Source organism: Thermostichus sp. MS-CIW-30, from assembly GCF_054058015.1.
Window position 1 is genome coordinate 22872 of sequence record NZ_JBSRZW010000024.1, and the last position, 18108, is coordinate 40979.

Annotated in this window: 15 protein-coding genes and 1 pseudogene; 8 read left to right on the forward strand and 8 right to left on the reverse strand. The window is 58.4% G+C overall.

The genetic code is table 11. From position 1 onward, the window contains the following. Positions 1-9: 9 nt before the first annotated feature. Positions 10-1707: an ABC transporter ATP-binding protein gene (locus ACVWXW_RS10740; RefSeq protein ID WP_414332172.1), complete on the reverse strand. Its 1698-nt coding sequence runs from the start codon at positions 1705-1707 to the stop codon at positions 10-12. A gap of 604 nt (positions 1708-2311) precedes the next feature. Next, complete coding sequence (locus ACVWXW_RS10745) at positions 2312-3553, reverse strand: response regulator (protein WP_457403810.1); 1242 nt, start codon at positions 3551-3553, stop codon at positions 2312-2314. A gap of 121 nt (positions 3554-3674) precedes the next feature. On the opposite strand from ACVWXW_RS10745, the pseudogene ACVWXW_RS10750 reads away from it, so the two are divergent. After that, positions 3675-3858: pseudogene (locus ACVWXW_RS10750) on the forward strand (hypothetical protein); the annotation flags it as partial. Between the two features lie 206 nt (positions 3859-4064). Here ACVWXW_RS10750 and rph read toward each other — a convergent pair. Both rph and ACVWXW_RS10760 read right to left on the reverse strand, forming a co-directional pair. Continuing rightward, complete coding sequence (gene rph / locus ACVWXW_RS10755; protein ID WP_011433341.1) at positions 4065-4799, reverse strand: ribonuclease PH; 735 nt, start codon at positions 4797-4799, stop codon at positions 4065-4067. A gap of 627 nt (positions 4800-5426) precedes the next feature. Beyond that, the gene (locus ACVWXW_RS10760; protein WP_011433343.1) at positions 5427-6179 is read right to left on the reverse strand and encodes a DUF561 domain-containing protein; all 753 of its coding nucleotides are present in this window, start codon (positions 6177-6179) and stop codon (positions 5427-5429) included. 193 nt (positions 6180-6372) lie between these two features. On the opposite strand from ACVWXW_RS10760, the gene speB reads away from it, so the two are divergent. From speB to proC, 5 genes are all read left to right on the forward strand, one after another. Further along, on the forward strand, positions 6373-7296 hold the full coding sequence (gene speB / locus ACVWXW_RS10765) for an agmatinase (protein WP_414413650.1): 924 nt from the start codon (positions 6373-6375) through the stop codon (positions 7294-7296). A 72-nt stretch (positions 7297-7368) separates the two neighbouring features. Then, positions 7369-8217 (forward strand): prohibitin family protein, encoded by an 849-nt coding sequence (locus ACVWXW_RS10770; RefSeq protein WP_011433345.1) that lies wholly within the window; start codon positions 7369-7371, stop codon positions 8215-8217. A 103-nt stretch (positions 8218-8320) separates the two neighbouring features. Beyond that, the gene (locus ACVWXW_RS10775) at positions 8321-9004 is read left to right on the forward strand and encodes a YggS family pyridoxal phosphate-dependent enzyme (RefSeq protein WP_414374881.1); all 684 of its coding nucleotides are present in this window, start codon (positions 8321-8323) and stop codon (positions 9002-9004) included. Between the two features lie 578 nt (positions 9005-9582). Continuing rightward, entirely contained in the window at positions 9583-10158 is a 576-nt protein-coding gene (locus ACVWXW_RS10780) for a cell division protein SepF (protein ID WP_011433347.1), read from the forward strand. Positions 10159-10163: 5 nt separating this feature from the next. Next, on the forward strand, positions 10164-10967 hold the full coding sequence (proC, locus tag ACVWXW_RS10785; RefSeq protein WP_457403811.1) for a pyrroline-5-carboxylate reductase: 804 nt from the start codon (positions 10164-10166) through the stop codon (positions 10965-10967). On the opposite strand, the gene ACVWXW_RS10790 is transcribed toward proC, so the two are convergent. Both ACVWXW_RS10790 and ruvX read right to left on the reverse strand, forming a co-directional pair. Beyond that, entirely contained in the window at positions 10964-12181 is a 1218-nt protein-coding gene (locus ACVWXW_RS10790; RefSeq protein WP_457403812.1) for an NAD(P)/FAD-dependent oxidoreductase, read from the reverse strand. The two genes, proC and ACVWXW_RS10790, sit on opposite strands and share 4 nt — an antisense overlap. 140 nt (positions 12182-12321) lie before the next feature. Continuing rightward, entirely contained in the window at positions 12322-12834 is a 513-nt protein-coding gene (gene ruvX, locus ACVWXW_RS10795) for a Holliday junction resolvase RuvX (protein ID WP_457395477.1), read from the reverse strand. Between the two features lie 94 nt (positions 12835-12928). Between ruvX and ahcY the strand changes: the two genes are divergently transcribed. Next, the gene (gene ahcY / locus ACVWXW_RS10800) at positions 12929-14209 is read left to right on the forward strand and encodes an adenosylhomocysteinase (RefSeq protein WP_414351063.1); all 1281 of its coding nucleotides are present in this window, start codon (positions 12929-12931) and stop codon (positions 14207-14209) included. A gap of 15 nt (positions 14210-14224) precedes the next feature. Here the strand turns inward: ahcY and ACVWXW_RS10805 are convergent, their stop codons facing one another. Further along, positions 14225-14704 carry a hypothetical protein gene (locus tag ACVWXW_RS10805; RefSeq protein ID WP_414374876.1) on the reverse strand — a complete coding sequence of 160 codons (480 nt, stop codon included), beginning with the start codon at positions 14702-14704 and terminating at the stop codon, positions 14225-14227. A gap of 101 nt (positions 14705-14805) precedes the next feature. After that, positions 14806-16008, reverse strand: coding sequence for an argininosuccinate synthase (locus ACVWXW_RS10810; RefSeq protein ID WP_457403813.1), 1203 nt, complete (start codon positions 16006-16008; stop codon positions 14806-14808). A gap of 236 nt (positions 16009-16244) precedes the next feature. Between ACVWXW_RS10810 and ACVWXW_RS10815 the strand changes: the two genes are divergently transcribed. Further along, positions 16245-18077, forward strand: coding sequence for an FAD-dependent oxidoreductase (locus ACVWXW_RS10815; protein ID WP_457403823.1), 1833 nt, complete (start codon positions 16245-16247; stop codon positions 18075-18077). Positions 18078-18108 lie beyond the last annotated feature (31 nt).

Consider the following 18108-nt stretch of genomic DNA (forward strand, 5'->3'; position numbering starts at 1 on the left):
TTTGGCTCCTTAGGTTTTGCCGGCTGCCTTTTTGGCTTTCTGTTTTTCTCGCTCTTTGGCTCGTTTTTCGGCAGCGATTCGCTCTTGTCGGGCTTTCTCTTTCTCTTCAGCGATCTTTTCTAGATAGTAGTGATAGTTGCCCTGGTAGGCGACCAACTCTCCGTTGCGAATCTCTACAATCTTGTTGGCCACTTTTGAGATAAAGTAGCGGTCGTGAGAAACAAGGATCACCGTGCCATCGTAATGCTGTAAAGCTTCTTCCAGCATCTCTTTGGCCGGGATATCTAAGTGGTTGGTGGGCTCATCCAAAATCAGTAGGTTGGCCGGCTGAAGTAGCATTTTCGCCAACGCCAAGCGGGCTTTTTCTCCCCCGCTCAAAGCCGCTACTTTCTTAAAAACGGCGTCGCCGCTGAACAAAAAGCGACCCAACAGCGTGCGCACTTCTTCGTTTTTCCAGTCGGGCACTTCGTCATGGATGGTGTCCAAGACGGTTTTGCTCAGATCCAAAGCCTCTGCTTGATTTTGCTCGAAGTAGGCAGGGATCACATTGTGTGCTCCCAATTTCACAGATCCCTCGGTAGGTTGCTCTAGGCCGGTGATAAGACGCAGCAGGGTGGATTTTCCTGCCCCATTGGGCCCCAGAAAGGCGACGCGATCCCCACGCTCGATCAACAGCTCCGCACCCAAAAACAAAATCTTATCTCCATAAATGTGCGTCAAATTCTCGATCTTCACCACCTCGCGACCACTGCGGGGAGCAGGGGGAAAGCGAAACTTGAGGGTACGCACGTCGCCAATGGGCGCTTCGACCCGCTCGATCTTTTCCAGTTGTTTTTCGCGGCTTTTGGCCTGAGTGCTGCGGGTGGCACTGGCCCGGAAGCGATCGATGAAGGTTTGTTGCCTTTCAATTTCCTTTTGCTGACGTTCGTAGGCAGCTTGTTGTGCCTCTCGCCGTTCAGCTTTTTGGAGTAGGTATTGAGAATAGTTACCCAAGTATGTCGTAGAAACTCCTCGCTCCGTCTCCACAATTTGGGTGCAAAGCCGATCCAAAAACTCTCGATCATGAGAAACAATCACCATGGGGATCGTCAAGCTCTTGAGGTAGTTTTCCAGCCACTCAATGGTCTCCAAGTCTAGGTGGTTGGTCGGCTCGTCTAGCAACATCAAATCGGGTTTTTGCAGCAGGATTTTCCCCAGGCTGATGCGCATCTGCCAGCCGCCGCTGAAGGCGCTCACCAACCGATCCCCGTCCTCCGGCTCAAACCCCATTTCCGGCAGGATTTTCTCAATACGCGCCTCCAGTTCATAGCCATGTAAACTCTCAAATTGGCGCTGTAGACGATCTAGACGGCGCAAAAGGGTTTCCAACGTGTCCGCGTCCGCCTGCTCCATCTGTTGGGTGATTTGGGCAATTTCTTGGTGAATGCGGTTTTCCTCTTGAAAGACTGTCCAGAACTCTTCTCGCACCGTTCGGGCGGGATCCACTCCAAATTCTTGGGTGAGATAGGCGATGCGCAGGTTGGCGGGGCGGATCACCTCGCCGCTGGTCGGTTCTTCTTGCCCGCAGATAATCTTGAGCTGGGTGGTCTTTCCGGCCCCGTTTACTCCCACTAGGCCGACGCGATCCCCAGGCTTAACTTCCCAGTTCACATCCTTGAGCACCTCACCGGTGGGATAGATTTTGCTAATGTGTTCCAGTCGCAGCATAATGCTCCTTGGGGATCGGGACCAATTGGAGAAGTGTGGCGTTTTCTTTACATTCTTTACTCGATTTTACGTATTCTTGGGATCCCTGTCCATGGATCCTGAGCAATTTCTGCTTGATTTCTCCCTCTCATTGATCTTGCCGGGATCCACGACAGCGTTTAATATTTCTGGTTTGCCTTCAGAAGTGCCTGCTGAACCCTGTTCGATCTTTTTTCATGTCTTCAGGGCTTGTTTGTCGGTACCCTTAGTATGGACTCTTTTGCCAGAAGCCTTGTGAGGCTTCTCTAAGGCTTAAACGACCTCTAATGCCAGCGGGGAAAAGCCAGTTCCTGAGAGAGATTGAAGTAGCCGGTCGTGATGACAATGAGGAAGGTTGATCGGATAAGTTTTCAGTGTATGGGATGCTTACTTCGTCTCTTGTTTCTGAAATCCCCGGCAACCTATTTTTCTCTTTTGGGCATGTCCTAATGAGCTATCAATCCATTGACATTAGCAGTCAGCCCAGACAAGTTATGGTCTCTTGAGTTGACTTCTTATCTAACATAAAACCTTTGTTGATTTTGACAGGAAAGCCAATGGCGACGGGGATCAACTCAGAAGGACACTACGCCTTGGCTTGATCCTCGAGGGAACGGGGGGATCCCTGAAACAGGGCAGGATGACCTGTTCTGCCTCCCTGAACCGACAGAGGATTTTGTCTGTGGGCAGGCGGCTGTTGGGCCAGAAGCCGCTTCACCTCTGCATTAAGCTGACTTTCGTTGAAGGGCTTGGTCAAGTAGGCGGTTGCCCCCGACCATTTGCCGCGGATGCGGGCCAGCAGACCATCGCGAGCGGTAACCATCAGGATGGGAAGGGACTTAAACTCTTCTAAGCTGCGCACAATGCGGCAAAGCTCTAGACCATCGATCCCCGGCATGGCGATATCCATCAACAACAGGTGGGGCCGATGCTGAAACAACAAAGGAAGCACCTCGGCGGGGTTGCCCGTTGTAATCACCTGATAGTTGGGCAAATACTGCCGTAGGATTTCCTGCATCACCACGCTGTCGTCTACCGCCAAGATGGTTATCGGGTTGTGGCGCTTGGTCTGCAGCAGCTCTTGGGGGGTTTGTAGGCTGACCAACCCTTTTTTCGCCCAGGATGCAAAGAGATTGGCCACCTCCAGCCGATCTCGACACAGCTTCTTGGCGATCACCTCCAGCGACTGGCCATCTTTGGTGAGGGCGTGGATCTTCTGTCGTTGCTCATCGGTGATGCGATAGCGGTTGACTCGCTCCCAATTGACCACCGGCACCGCCAGCATAGTTGGGATCGCCACCTTCAAATCTGCCCAGCGATCGTGGCGCCGGGCGGCTTCTTGCAGCAGCGGCTCCAACTCAAACCCGCCAATGGGGGCCTCTTGGGCGACCTGCTCCTGCACCTCAAAGTAACAGGTGCCTGCCCGTTCGAATAGGTAGCGGTCGAAATCGGTAAGCAGGTTGAGCCACAGGGCATCTTCCAGCTCCCCCGGCTTGAGCAGGCCCAATTGCGTGATGGCCTCCAGCAGCTCAGGTAAGGAATGGTCTTTCATCAAGCGCTCTTGCACCACCGAGATGGCCCGCTGTGGCCATTCCAAGTTGAGGCGAGGAATAAAGCGGGAGAGTCGTTTCAGCAGGATTTGCGTGTTGAGGGGTTGATCGGCAGAAAAAAGCAGCCTGCCGTGGTAGTAGGTCAACACCCAGGGTTCCGCACCCTCAGAGGGATCCAGTCCCTTGAGGTGAATGTGCAGATATCCAGTGGTAAACCGCCAACCTTGCTGCCTGAGCAGTGGCGCAAGTTCCTCCGAGCCGAACACAAAACGGGACATGCAGCGTTCTCCGGGCCAACTTCTTCAGGCCAAATGAGCAGCGATTCACCTCAGCCACACGCTCAAACCGTCGAAAGGAGAGCATGACTCTAGTCACTATACTGAAAATATGTATAATATGTTCAGTACGGATTACTACCAGTTGATCTTTCTGTTTACTTTTGAGTCTGCCAACATGGTAGCCAAAGCAAAGCAGAAAATTGGTAGTAAGACGACACGGAAACTGCGCTTTGGGTATTCTACTCAAAGCTTTGCGGGATACCGCCATTCTGGTTGGAAACAAACAGAATGCTATCGCTGCATAGTTGAACAGTGATGTTCAGCAGTGTTCAGCGTAAATGTATCAGCTTCAGAGAGCTCACTTATTTTAACAACTGGCTGATCTTAGCTTTCCCGGCCATTCCTTTACAGCAAGGGAATACCGCTTTGCCAACCAGGATATACACCCATGCAATCCCATATGCAGTGCCTTGAAGGATTACCATTGCAAGGCTAGGGTCCGGCTATGGCTCTATCTTTCTAAATTGAGAGCCTGCCGTTGGGCTTGGAGCAATTCTTGGATCCCGGCTTGGGCCATCTCCAACATTTGTAGCAGTTGCGGGCGACTGAAGCAGGCGGCTTCGGCAGTGCCCTGGATCTCGATGAAGGATCCCTGCTCGTTCATAACAATGTTCATGTCCACCTCGGCTTGGCTGTCTTCCTCATAGCACAGATCCACAAGTACCTCTCCCTGCACAATTCCTACTGAAAGGGCCGCCACCTGCTGCCGCAGCGGGGATCCCTGGGCCGGATCCAGCGCCCCCTGTTTGTACAGCCAAGTGATGGCGTCGTGCAGAGCCACATAGCCCCCTGTGATCGCGGCGGTGCGCGTTCCGCCATCGGCCTGCAGCACATCGGCATCGACGGTGATGGTACGGGATCCCAGCTTGCGAAAATCCAAGGCGGCGCGCAGACTTCGCCCGATGAGCCGTTGGATCTCGGCAGTGCGACCCGATAGTTTCAACATCTCCCGCGGCTGTCGTTGTTGCGTGGCTCCGGGCAACATGCGGTACTCAGCCGTCAGCCAGCCTTGGCCGGTGTTCTGCAAAAAAGGGGGAACTTCTTCGGCCACACTGGCGGTGCAAAGGACATGGGTATGGCCGAACTTGACCAACACCGAGCCAGGGGCATAGCGGGTAAAGTGGCGCTCAAAAGAAACCGGGCGCAATTGAGCAGCGGTGCGATTATCTGGGCGTTGCCAGCTCATGGGCAGTTCAAAGAGGGATCCCTCGCATTGTCAACCATGTCTGCCCAATGCGGCTCAGGACTTGGAATCTTTGCAGAACATGACTGGGGCGACGGCTGCGGACGGAATTGGTCTGGGAAGGCAAGGACGACAAGTGTAGCAACCGCCGCAAATTGGATATTGCCGGGTATGCCACCTGATACATTTACGCTGAACACTGCTGAACATCACTGTTCAACTATGCAGCGATAGCATTCTGTTTGTTTCCAAACAGAATGGCGGTATCCCGCAAAGCTTTGAGTAGAATACCCAAAGCGCAGTTTCCGTGTCGTCTTACTACCAATTTTCTGCTTTGCTTTGGCTACCATGTTGGCAGACTCGAAAGTAAACAGAAAGATCAACTGGTAGTAATCCGTACTGAACATATTATACATTATTTTCAGTATAGTTGAGCTTATTATTGACTAGAGTCATGCTCTACGCGGAAGAAAGTGAAGCACTTGTGAGCAGCAAAACTTCTAGCGGCTGATCTCAACCCTCAGCTGCCCTACTTACCTACTTATTCCCTGCTTGTCCAAGAAAATCTAAAAAAAATGCACCAGCGCACGCTGGCGCAAGAGAGTCAACTTTTACCGGTCAGACATCGACCTAGACAAGGGCAGGGATCCGAGATCCTCCCAAGGCCTCCACCAATGCCCGCACTTGAGCCACCATGGCCACTTCATCCTGGAGCCGGCTGACAGCTTTGCCCACCCCTACACCTGAAGCGCCGGCAGCAATGGCCAAGCGCACTGTTACCGTCGAGAGGCCGGAAGCGCAGATAACCGGTACCGAGACGACACGGCTAATTTCATAGGCGGCGGCCAGGGTGGGGGCAGCCTTCTCGATCAGGCCCAGGGATCCCCCGTGAACCGGCTCGGCACTGGTGCTGCCCTCGGTTTGGATGAGATCGGCTCCCAGATCCTCCAGTTTCTCGGCCAATTCTGCCTGTTGATTCAGAGGCAGAGTGTGGGGAACGGTTACCGACAAGAGCGTGCGGGGCAGAAGAGAGCGGGTTCGGCGGGTAAGGTCTAGGACTTCCGCTGCGGAGAAGATGCGGCCTGAAGGGTAGAAGCTGTCGTAATTGCCGATCTCGGCCATGTCTGCTCCTGCCTGTACGGCTGCGGCCAACTGCTGCGGCTCCACCGCCGACACACAGATGGGCAGATCGATCTGGGCGCGTACCCGCTGCACCAATTCGGGGCTGGCAGCGATATCCACCCAAGTGGCCCCTCCCTGTTGGGCGGCGCGGGTGATGCTCAGAACCGACTGCAGGTCGAAGTTTTGTAGACCGCTGATGATCTTGAGGGCCCGACGTTGGGCCAGAGCGTCGAAAAGAGCAGCGTGAGAGGCAGTGGTCATAGGCTCGTCAGCTTGTGGAAAGGCAGTCTAAGAGGAGTGAAAACAAATGGCTGCTAAAACTGGGCTTGGGGAAGCCTTTGCTCAGTCTAGAGGGTTTGCCTCAATCCCACAAGGGTCCCTCTTTACCCCATCATCCCAGTCCTTTTGGCTCACCACAATTCTTCAATAGATTCAATAGAATAGGGATCCCTTCTTGCAAGCCATCATGTATCGCTCTCCCTTCCCCTTCCTGGGCCTGCCTGAGCCGGATCCGGAGATGGCCCAAGCAATTCTCCTGCCCGTCCCCTACGAGGCCACCACCTCCTATGGCAAAGGCACCGCCAAAGGCCCTCAGGCGCTGTTGCAGGCTTCTGCCTATGTGGAGATCTACGACGAGGTACGGGATCGCCAGCCAGCTCTTCACCCCGACTTCTCGGAAGAGATCTCCCGCTACTGGACGGCCCCCCCGGTGGAGTTGGAAGGTCTGGGATCTTCCGCCCAGGAACTGGCTATGGCCGAAATCCAGCGTCGCGCTGCCGAGTGGGTGAGACCGGGGCGGTTCCTGCTTTCCATTGGTGGGGAGCACTCCATCAGCGGGCCCCTGATTGCTGCCCACCTGGCCCATTATCCGGAGCTGCACGTCCTGCAAATCGATGCCCACTGCGACCTGAGAGATAGCTACGAGGGATCCCGCTATTCCCATGCTTCTGCCATGGCCCGCGTGGTGGAGCAAGTGGGCAGCCGCCTCACCCAAGTGGGGATCCGCTCCATCTGCGCCGAAGACCGCCAGACCATTCGCGAGCGCCGTCTGCACACCTTTTTTGCCCACAGCTTGCACACCAAGCCAGCCCAGGAGTGGATCCCAGAGGTGATTGCCACCTTGGGCCCCCAGGTTTACCTGACGGTGGATGTGGATGGGCTGGATCCCGCTGTGGTGCCGGCCACCGGTACCCCCGAACCTGGCGGCTTGGGCTGGTGGGAGACGGTGGAGCTGATCCGGGCACTAGGACAGCAACGGCAAATCATCGGCGCCGATGTGGTCGAGCTGTCGGTCACGGGAGAACGGGAAACCGATCGCCGCAGCGCCTTCACGGTCGCCAAACTGGCCTATCAGATCTTGGCTGCGGCCTTGGGTTAAGCTCAAGAAGAGCTTGGCCGGCCATCCCCGGGGCACCTGTTCGAGTTCTTTAGGTTTTTGGGTAACACACCTGTGAAATCGGCCCACCCCCGTCGTCCTGCTTTTGAACTTCCCGCTTTGTCCTGGATTCCCTTGGTGGGTGGGGCATTGCTGCTGATCCTCTTGGCCACCTTGCTGCAGTGCTTGGTGGTGGTGCCTGCCGGCACACGGGCCGTGGTGTTCAACTCCCTGACGGGGCTGAAGCCGCAGCCGCTGGGAGAAGGGCTGCACCTCCTGCTGCCGCTGGTGGAAACGCCTATCTTCTACGACGTGCGCACCCAAACCTACACCATGGCCTCCCAACGCTCCGAAAACCAGGGGGATGATGCGTTGAAAGTGCTCAGCGCCGACGGCCAGCAGATCTCCCTCGATGTCTCGGTGCGCTTTCGCTTGGATCCCGACCAAGTGGCCCACCTGCACCAGACCATTGGCCCTTCCTACGTGGACAAAGTGATTCGCCCAGAGGTGCGGACGGTGGTGCGCAATGAACTGGCTTTGCACCGCGCCATCGCCGTTTTCTCGGAAGAACGCGAGCAGATCCAGGAAAATGTGGAGCGGCAGCTCTCCAGCATTTTTGCTGAGAATGACCTGATCTTGCAAAACGTGCTGCTGCGCAATGTCCGCTTCTCCGACCAATTCCAAACGGCCATCGAGCAAAAGCAAATTGCCGAGCAAGAGAAAGAGCGGGAACGCTTCCTCGTGGAAAAAGCAGAGCTGGAAAAACAACGATTGGTGATCCTGGCAGAAGGAGAAGCCCAAGCCATTCGCCTCCAGGGGGAAGCCCTGAAGCAAAACCCAGAAGTGGTGCAGTTGGACTACGCGCGCAAACTGGCGCCCGGCACCCGCGTGATCATCTCCCGACCGGATCCCTGGCAGCGGTAGCGGACAGCCCGTTGGCTCTGGGTTCTGCAAAAATCTATCCCAGAGCATTGTTGCCAATTGGAACGAGAATGGGGATAGCGATCCCCGGCCTGCTGACCTGACGATGCCCCTTGACGAGCAGCTCATCCACAGCCGCATTCAGGCCATCCGAGCCCAGATCCCAGACCATGTGGAGATCATGGCAGTGAGCAAAGGCTACAGTGCCGACCACATCCGCGCCGCCTATCGGGCTGGGATCCGCCACTTTGGGGAGAGTCGAGTGCAAGAGGCCGCCGTCAAACAAGGGCAACTGCAAGATCTGACCGATATCGTCTGGCACTTGATCGGGCATCTGCAGACCAACAAAGTCAAACCGGCCCTCAAGCAATTTGCCTGGATTGACAGCGTCGATAGCTTGCGCCTGGCCAAGCTGATCAACCAAAAGGCTTGGGAGCTGCACCTCACCCCCAAGCTTTGCCTGCAGGTTAAATTGGCTCCGGATCCCAATAAGTTCGGCTGGCTCATCCCCGATCTGTTGCAGAGCCTCCCCGAACTGAACCAACTGCTGCAAGTGCAAATTGTGGGCCTGATGACCATTTTGCCTTTGGGCTTGAGCTCAGAGGCGGCCCTAGACCTGTTTCGCAAGCTGGCCGAACTGGCCGATTACATCCAGCGCAGCGGCTATGAACATCTGCAGGTGCACACCCTCTCCATGGGCATGTCCGACGATTACCTCCTGGCGGTGGCAGCAGGCTCTAACTTGATCCGGCTGGGGCGCGCTTTGTTTGCCGACGCCGAGCAGGAATAGATGTGACCTCTGTGAAGCCGTTAAATTGTGATTAAATTTTGTGTAAAGCCGTGCAACTCCCCAGTCGCCCTGCGGGGCACCTTTGGGGCGAGAGTTCGGCTTGGATAATCAAAAGTGGGGGGATCCCGCCCAGGATTTGCCCTATTGGGGAAATTTTGGGGAAATTTGTAATCATTTGCGTTACTTCCGTTAACGTGGGCTCAATCCAGACGGGGAGCAGAGTTCAATCCTGCCAAACAACGGCTTGGCAAGTGAGATGACATCTTCACTTCTTCTGGGTAAACTCTAGTCGTCGAATCAATGGGGTTTTGTTAACCTACGTTAGCCCCCACCTGCTTCGGCAGCTTCCTGAGCAAACCCTGTCTCAGCCTATTGAAAGACTTTGACCGAGAATAAAAGGACGCCCCCTAGCTTGAGTGAGCCACTCAGGATCCAATCAGGAGCCTGAATCCTACGCTCGCCGTAAACCCATGACCTGTAGTGAGGATGTGCATATGAATGTCAATGGAATCTGGAGCAGGGTAAGAGATTTTGTGGGTCTGAATGATCCCGTGGACGGCCTGGAGGAGTACTCTGAAATGGAAGGGCAGGATGATTACCAACTGCTCTACGAGGGACGCCGTTCCCAACCGGCTGCTCCCCCCGAAGAGGAGGAAGTGAGTACCCTTCCGCGAGGGCGGCGGCAACGGGGAGTGGAAGCGGGGGAGGGCTCTGCCGGTCGAGAAGAGTCGCGGGGCCATCGGCGCAGTCAACATCGGGATCGCTCAGCAGGGGGCAGTATGGGGAGCAACGTGATTGGATTACCGGGCGTAAACCCACCCACCAGTGAAGTGGTGGTGATGGAGCCGCGCAGCTTCGATGAGATGGCTCAGGTTATCCAGTACCTACGGGAGCGCAAGACGGTGATCATGAACTTGACCCTAATGGATCCCGCTGAGGCGCAGCGCTCTGTGGATTTCGTTGCCGGCGGCACCTACGCCATCGATGGCCACCAAGAGCGCATCGGAGAGAACATTTTTTTGTTCACCCCCAGCACGGTGATGGTTTCCACCCCCAGTAGCCAAGTGGTGCAGCCGCTGCAGCGCCCTTTGCAAAGCCCTACCCCCCTCTGGCCCAGCACCTATGAGCATCTGCAGGCAGTAGGTCAGCACTAGTTGCTATGGAGCGGCCACTGCTAAGTGTTATCGGGGGTGGAGCCATGGGATCCGCCCTGCTGCGGCGTTGGGTAGCTGTGGGAGTTTATCCCGCAGCGCAGGTGGCCTTGCGGGAGCCTGATCTGGATAAGGCTGTGGCCCTGCAGCAGGAGCTGGGTATCCGATTGTTGGCGGATCCATCCCAGGCGGGAGAGTCTGAGATTCTGTTTCTGGCCGTTAAACCGCAGCTCTTCCCGGCAGTGGTGGCTGAGATGGGCCGGCTGTCCGCCACAGAGCTGGTGATCTCGATTATGGCCGGGATCCCCTTGCAGCAGTTGCAGCAGGCTTTTCCCAAACAAAAGGTGGTGCGCACGATGCCCAACACGCCGGCGCTGGTGGGGGCGGGCATAACGGCCATCAGCTACGGGCCAGGGGTGACGCCTATGCAGGTGGAGCAGGTGGAGAAGCTGTTTCGCGCGGTGGGCGAGGTGGTGACGGTGGCCGAAAGCCAGATGGATGCGGTGACGGCACTTTCGGGTTCCGGGCCGGGGTATCTGGCGGTGATTCTGGAAGGGCTGATCGACGGAGGGGTACAGGTGGGGCTGCCGCGTCCCATTGCTACCCAGTTGGCCCTGCAGACCTTGGCGGGTACTGCTGCCCTCTTGCAGCAAGAAAATCTGCACCCTGCCGTTCTCAAAGACCGGGTCACCAGTCCAGGGGGGACGACCATTGCCGGGATCCAAGCCTTGGAGCAGGCGGGGGTGCGGGGAGCCCTGATGCAGGCAGTGCGAGCGGCCTACGAGCGCTCTTGCCAGTTACAGGGATCCTAGCGGGCCAGCAGCCCTTGCCACAGGGGGCGGGTGATCCAATTCCATCCCACCTTGAGCTGGTGTTCCAGGGTGGGCAGGCGCACCAAATAGGCAGTTCGCCGGGCCAAATAGCCCAGGGGGCCGGTCAGGGTGAGGCCGCCAAGGGCAGAAAGCACCGCCGTATCCACCCCCAGGCTGAGCATTTCCCCCAGAGAAAAGTAGCGAAAGGGCAAGAGAGGCCGCTCCTGGGTGAGCAAAGCCCACAGGTTCCAGGCGCAATAACCGGCCTGTTGAAAAGCCGCTTGGGCTGTGGCCGGCACCGGCTTGCCCTCCGCATCCACCACCGCTGCTGCATCTCCCAAGGCAAAGATCTCTGGGAAGGTGGGGGTTTGTAGGGTGGACAAAACCTGTAGCCGTCCCCGCTCCGTTTTGGGCAGATCCAAATTGGCAATCACCGCTGCCGGTCGGGTTCCGACAGTCCACAGCACAGCATCCACAAGATCTGTGGCGATCTCCTGGCTCTCCAGCCGTTGCAGCTGCAGACGGAAGGGAGGGGCGCCGTTCTCGTTAAGGGCCTCGATGCCCAAGACCTTGGTTTGCAACTCCACCTGCACCCGCCGTTGGGCCAGCGCCTCTTGGGCCGCCTCCCGGCTGGAGGGAGCAAAGCCGGACAAGATTTGGGATCCCAACTCGATGAGGCGGATCCGTCCCCGCCAGCCCAGCCGATCCGCCAATTTGCAGGCCAATTCCACGCCACTAGCCCCTGCTCCTGCAATGGCCAGAGCCACAGGCTGAGCCGGATCCCGGTCTTCCAACGCCTTCAGGTGGGCGCGCAGCCGCTGAGCATCTGCCAGGGTGCGAAAGGGAAAAGCAAACTCCGCCGCTCCCGGAACGCTCTCCAGAGGGGTTTCTCCCCCCAGCGCCAGCACCAGCGCGTCATACTCCAAGCTCTGCCCATCTTTCAGCTCCACTCGGCGGGCTTGAGGGTCAATGGCCTGGACAGATCCGCGGCGAAACTGCACCGATCCCGGGGGCAGCAGATCTTGAAAACGGGGGGCCACCTCCCAGTCTTCCATTTCTCCGGTGAGCAGCTCATAAAGCAGGGGGGCAAAGACGAACCGCTCCTGCCGATCGACCAAGGTGATCTGGGGTGGTTCTGGCCAGGGTTGCCGGCTCAGTTCCAAAGCTGTGTACAACCCGCCAAAGCCGCCCCCAAGAATGCAAATGCTATTCATGCTCGGATGGTTCACGTGACGTTATCAGACGTTATCAAAGTTGCGCGAAAGGCCCCGACTGAACAATCACACCCTGCTGATGCAGAAGGGGCAACGAGGGATGGCCCACCTTGGGCTTGAATTGATTTAAACTTTCCCGGCTAGACTTCTCCAGCGTAGTCTTTGTTGCCCCAGCTTTGCCAAGCCGGCACTTCTGACAGGGAAGCCCGTCGCTCGTCCAGCCAAGTTTGGAGAATTACCGCCGCCGACTGCTGATCGATTAAGCCCTTCTGGGCTTTGGCCGGGATCCCCGCCTCGCGCAGGTCCCACTCCGCCTGCACGGTGCTCAGGTATTCATTGACGGTAACAATGGGAAGATCCACGGCCACCTGCAAAGCGCGCACAAACCGCTGGACTTTGCGGGCCTGGGATCCCACCGACCCATCCGCCAGAAGGGGGATCCCCACCACCACCACGGTGGCCTGGCGGCGGCGGATCCACTCCTGCACTTGGGCAATGTCCTCTGAGAGGGAACGGCGCTGGATCACCCCCAGGCCAGTAGCCAGCAGCCCCAGCCGGTCGGAGCCGGCCACGCCAATGCGGCGGTTGCCTACATCCAGCCCCAGCGCTGAAAGGGGATCCCTTGTGGCAGAATAGTTCAGGCTTATCGACATCCTTGCTGATCTTTATGGCTGCCTGGCCCCCTTTGGGGCTTGCAGTTTCCGTTCCTCTATCCTCTCTCGATGACCCTGTTTGGAGCAACACTCGATGACCAGCGCTACCCTGTCTCTCCCGAAGCATGAAGTGAAAGATCTGAACCTCGCCCCCCTGGGCAAGCAACGGATCCAGTGGGCGGCGCGGGAGATGCCGGTGCTGGCCCAGATCCGGGAGCGCTTTGCTCAAGAAAAGCCCTTTGCCGGGCTGCGCTTGGTGGCCTGCTGCCACATTACGACCGAAACGGCCAACCTGGCCCTGGCTCTACAAGCAGGGGGGGCGGATAGCGTTCTCATTGCCAGCAATCCCCTCTCCACCCAGGACGATGTGGCCGCCAGCCTGGTGGCGGACCATGGCATTTCGGTGTTTGCCCTCAAAGGAGAAGATGTGGCCACCTACCGCCGCCATGTCCAGATTGCCCTAGATCACCGCCCCAACCTGATTATCGACGATGGCGGAGATGTGACGGCGGAGCTGGTGCAGCACCGTCAGGAGCAACTGTCGGAGCTCATCGGCACCACGGAAGAGACCACCACTGGCCTGGTGCGCCTTAGGGCCATGCTCAAGGCGGGGGTGCTCAGCTTCCCGGTGATGACCGTCAACGACGCCGAGACCAAACACCTGTTCGACAACCGCTACGGCACCGGCCAATCCACCCTGGACGGGATCCTGCGCTGTACCAACATCCTTCTGGCCGGGAAGACGGTGGTGGTGGCTGGCTACGGCTGGTGCGCCAAGGGAGTGGCCATGCGGGCCCGCGGCATGGGATCCCAGGTGATTGTCACGGAAGTCAACCCGGTGCGGGCTCTGGAGGCGGTGATGGACGGCTTCCGGGTGATGCCGATGGAAGAAGCCGCTGCTCTGGGGGACATCTTCATCACCGTCACCGGCAACAAGCACGTGATTCGCGGCGAGCACTTCGACCGCATGAAGGATGGGGCGATGGTCTGCAACGCCGGCCACTTTGACATTGAAATCGACCTGGTGGCGCTGCAGGAGCGGTCCGTCTCCCGACAGACGGTGCGCCCCTTTGTGGAAGAATACCGTCTGCAGTCGGGCAAGTCAGTGGTGGTGCTGGGGGAAGGCCGCCTGATTAACTTGGCTGCTGCCGAAGGGCACCCTGCCAGCGTTATGGACATGAGCTTTGCCAACCAGGCCCTGGCCTGCGAATACCTGGTGAAAAACCGGGGCCGCTTGGCCCCAGGGCTTCACCCCATTCCTCTCGAGGTGGACGAGGCCATCGCCCGCCTCAAGCTCAAGGCCATGGGGATCCAAATCGACAGCCTCACCCCCGAGCAGATCGAGTACGGCAACACCTGGACTGCCGGGACTTGAGGGTGGGTGCTGGCGCTACGAACCTGAGATACATCCTAAAACCTGTCGCACCTGGGCCAACTCGTCAGCAGGGAGGCGAGCTTTCAACTCCTTCTCCCAGCGATCCAGCCAGTTGCACAGTACCTCCGGCAGACAAACCTTTTGGTTATAGAGCTCACACACTACCCAAAGGCTGCCGTGGACGACAACGCCGCTCTCCGCGCAAGCTCTGCGCAACCGGCCATCGTTGGAGAGGAGCGTAGAGCTGCTGGTACGGCAGTAGTGAAGACACAATGCGTCAGCTATCGACAACCCACTTTTCTTCAGAACCATTGCCTCTGGAAGCCACGTTTCCTGCACCTGGACAACCTGCACGCCCAAAGCAAGAACCTGGGACTTGCAAGGGTCATCGACTTCTGCCAGTACCACGTCAAGCACCTCCAGACTTGCCAGTCTTGCCAAGGATTCCAGCCCCCCAACCTTGGCGAAGTCAATGAGGATGTTGGCTTCAGGCATAGCTGCCCCTCTCATTGTCTCCGCCGAGGCGCGTTTGGGTAACTCCAACAGGTTGTCCAGAGATCCATCCAATGGAATGAGAGTGGGATCACCACTTCAGCCTAGCCCCGGTGCACCTGGGCCCAGACACGGGTGGGCAGGCTCCAGATGTAGATAAAGCCTTCGGCGGCGCGGTGGTCGAATTGATCCCCTTCCCCGTAGGTGGCCAGCTCTGGGTTGTAAAGAGAGTAGGGAGAGCGACGGCCCACACAGACCGCCTGGCCCTTGTGCAACCGCATCCGCACGACACCGGTGACGCTTTTCTGGGTGGCGCGGATAAAGGCGTCCAGAGCCTCCCGCAGCGGCGAGTACCAAAGGCCGTTGTAGATCAACTGGCTGTAGGTGGTCTCGATGCCGTACTTGTAATGGATGACATCGCGGGTGAGGGTGAGGCTTTCCAGCTCGCGGTGGGCTTGGATCAAGACCATTAGAGCAGGGCACTCGTAGATCTCCCGCGACTTGATCCCCACCAGGCGGTTTTCAATCATGTCGATGCGGCCCACCCCATGCAGGCCAGCTAAGGAGTTGAGCTGCTCGAAGAGGGCTTTGGGACTGAGGCGCTGCCCATCCACCCCGACAGGGATCCCTTGCTCGAACTCAATCTCCACGTAGGCGGGCTCGTCGGGTGTCTGGGAAATAGGCCGGGTGAGGGCATACACTTCCTCCGGCGGCTCCCGGTCGGCATCTTCTAGGATGCCGGCTTCAGCGCTGCGGCCCAAAATGTTGAGGTCGATGCTGTAGGGGCTGGACTTCTGCACGGGCATGGGGATCCCGTAGCGCTCCCCATAGGCAATGGTCTCCTCGCGGGTCATCCCCCACTCGCGGGCAGGGGCCAACACTTTGAGCTGGGGATTTAAAGCAGCAATAGCCAGATCAAAGCGCACCTGGTCGTTGCCTTTGCCGGTGCAGCCGTGGGCCACCGCATCGGCGCCCACCTCTTCCGCCACTTCCACCAGCAGCTTGGCAATCAGGGGTCGGGCCAGGGCCGTGGAAAGGGGGTAGCGCTGCTCGTAGAGGGCGTTGGCCTGGATGGCCGGGAAGGCATAGTCGGTAATGAGGGCCTGGACAGCCTCCCGCACCAGAGATTGCTCTGCCCCCGCCCTGAGGGCTTTGGCCTGAATGGCCTCCAGCTCCGCCCCCTGCCCCAAGTCGACTGCCAGGGCCACCACCGATTCCACCCCCCACTCGTGCTTGAGATAGGGAATGCAGACGGAAGTATCCACCCCGCCTGAATAGGCCAATACCACCTTCTTTGCCCGTCCCATGGGATCCCGCCGTTGCCGTTAAAAAGTTGCTAGCCCATTATGCCCTGTGGCAGGGATCCTGGCTGGCCTCAATGTCGGTTTCCTCAGCTATTCTCAAGGGGATTTCTCCTGCCGGGGAAAGGCCGGGGGTGTGAGTGAGCATGGCTGGCAAAAAGACGGCTGCGGCGTGCCGGGGATCTGAGCCCAAGCGAACTGTGGGGCTGGGGATCCTGTCGCTGCTGAGCTTTGTGGCCGGGATGGGGTTTGCCGCCCTCTCCCAGCCAGAGGTGGGATCCCCTGTTGCCGTCTCCGAGCCGGAGGTGCCCCGTTTTACCGCCCACGGTTGGCCCTTGTTGGATCCCTTGCCGCAGCCGGACGAGATTTGGGAGTGCGAGCTGGTGGTGGTGGGCGGATCCCTGGGAGGGGTGGCAGCGGCAGGCCATGCCATGCGAGGGGGGGTGCAGACCTGTCTCATCGAGCTCACCCCTTGGCTGGGGGGTCAGATTACCTCCCAGGGGGTATCGGCCATTGATGAATCGCTGCCGATGCGGCAACGGGGCAATTTTTCCCGCCACTGGCTGGAGTTCAAGGCCTTGATCGAAAGCCAGCCGGTGCATCTGCCGGCCTGGACAGGGATCCCGCCGGGAACCCGCGTATCCGAGATCAACAGCTGCTGGGTGGGAGGGCTGTGTTTTCCGCCCCAGGCCGGGCTGCAGGCGGTGGAAACCTGGCTGCAACAGGCAGCCCAAAATGCCCCCAACAGCCGCTGGGCTACCCAAACGGCTTTTAAGGGGGCCACCTTCAGCGCCGATGGATCCCGGATTGAAAGCATTTACGCTGTGCAGCGGCAGCCGCGGGATCCCGATTTTGTGCCGCCGGGACGGCTGTGGCGGGAGCTGGTGAGCTGGTATGGCTGGCAGGAGACGGAAGTTTTTGCCAAACGGGTGTTGAGGCTGCAGGCACCACCAGGCCGCAACCTGTTTGTTATCGATGCCACCGATACCGGCGAGCTGGTGGGCTGGGCCGGGATCCCCTATCGGCTGGGTTCGGAAGGGCGAGACGTGACCGGAGAGCCCAATGCCGCCCCCGCCAGCAACCCGGAGTGCACTCAAGCCTTTACCTTTCCCTTCGTGCTGGCCATCCACGACGATGGCGGTCGCTCCCGCGCCGAGCTGGTCCAGCTGCAGCCGGGCTATTCCCGCGCCGAACACCGCCGCGAGTTCGACATGGAGGGTTTCCCCACCTTCAGCGGCCAGAGCTTTTTCAATTACCGCCGCATCGTCAGCAAGGGCCGCCGGGATCCCTTCTACAGCACGCCTGTTCCAGGCGACCTGACGCTGGTGAACTGGAACCGCGGCAACGACTGGGGGATCATGAACCCGCCCCTGATCCTGACGGAAGAGCGGCTAGTGGCCTCAGGGCAGCGCCACAACTGGCTGGGGGGCCTGGATGTCTCGGCCATCAAAGATGGAGAAAACCACGCCCTGCTGTTTGCCGAGTGGCTGATGGAAACTCAATCCCGCTCTGGCTATCCCCTGTCCTTGGTGTTTGCCGAAGAGTCCTTGCTGGGCACCCGCTCCGGCCTCAGCCTCTACCCATACATCCGGGAAGGTCGACGCATTCTGGGGCGATCTGCCTACGGCCAAGCGGAGTTCCTGATGTTGGAGCAGGATATTCGCGTCGGCACCACTGGGGGACGGGACTTCAGACCTACCGTGGTGGGGGTTACCCACTACGCCATCGATATCCACGGCTGTCGCTACCGCAACTGGGAGCCCTCTCTTTCGGCCAGCTCCGCGCCAGTCAACGAGTTTTCCGTCCGTCCCATTCTCATTCCCTTGGAAGCCCTGATCCCGCAGAAGGTGGATAACCTGCTCATCGGCGGCAAAGGGATCGCCGTCAGCCACATTGTCAACGCCGCCACCCGCGTGCATTACGGTGAATGGACCATCGGCTCGGCAGCAGGGCTGACCGTGGCTTGGCTGCACAGCCAGGATCCCAGCTTGATCCCAGCTCAGATCGTACCGCAAGGCAAAATAGCCGATTTACAGCGCTACCTGATCTCCCATGGGCAAAGACTGCAATGGTGAACCCAGAGGACACCGTCTCAGCGCGAACGAC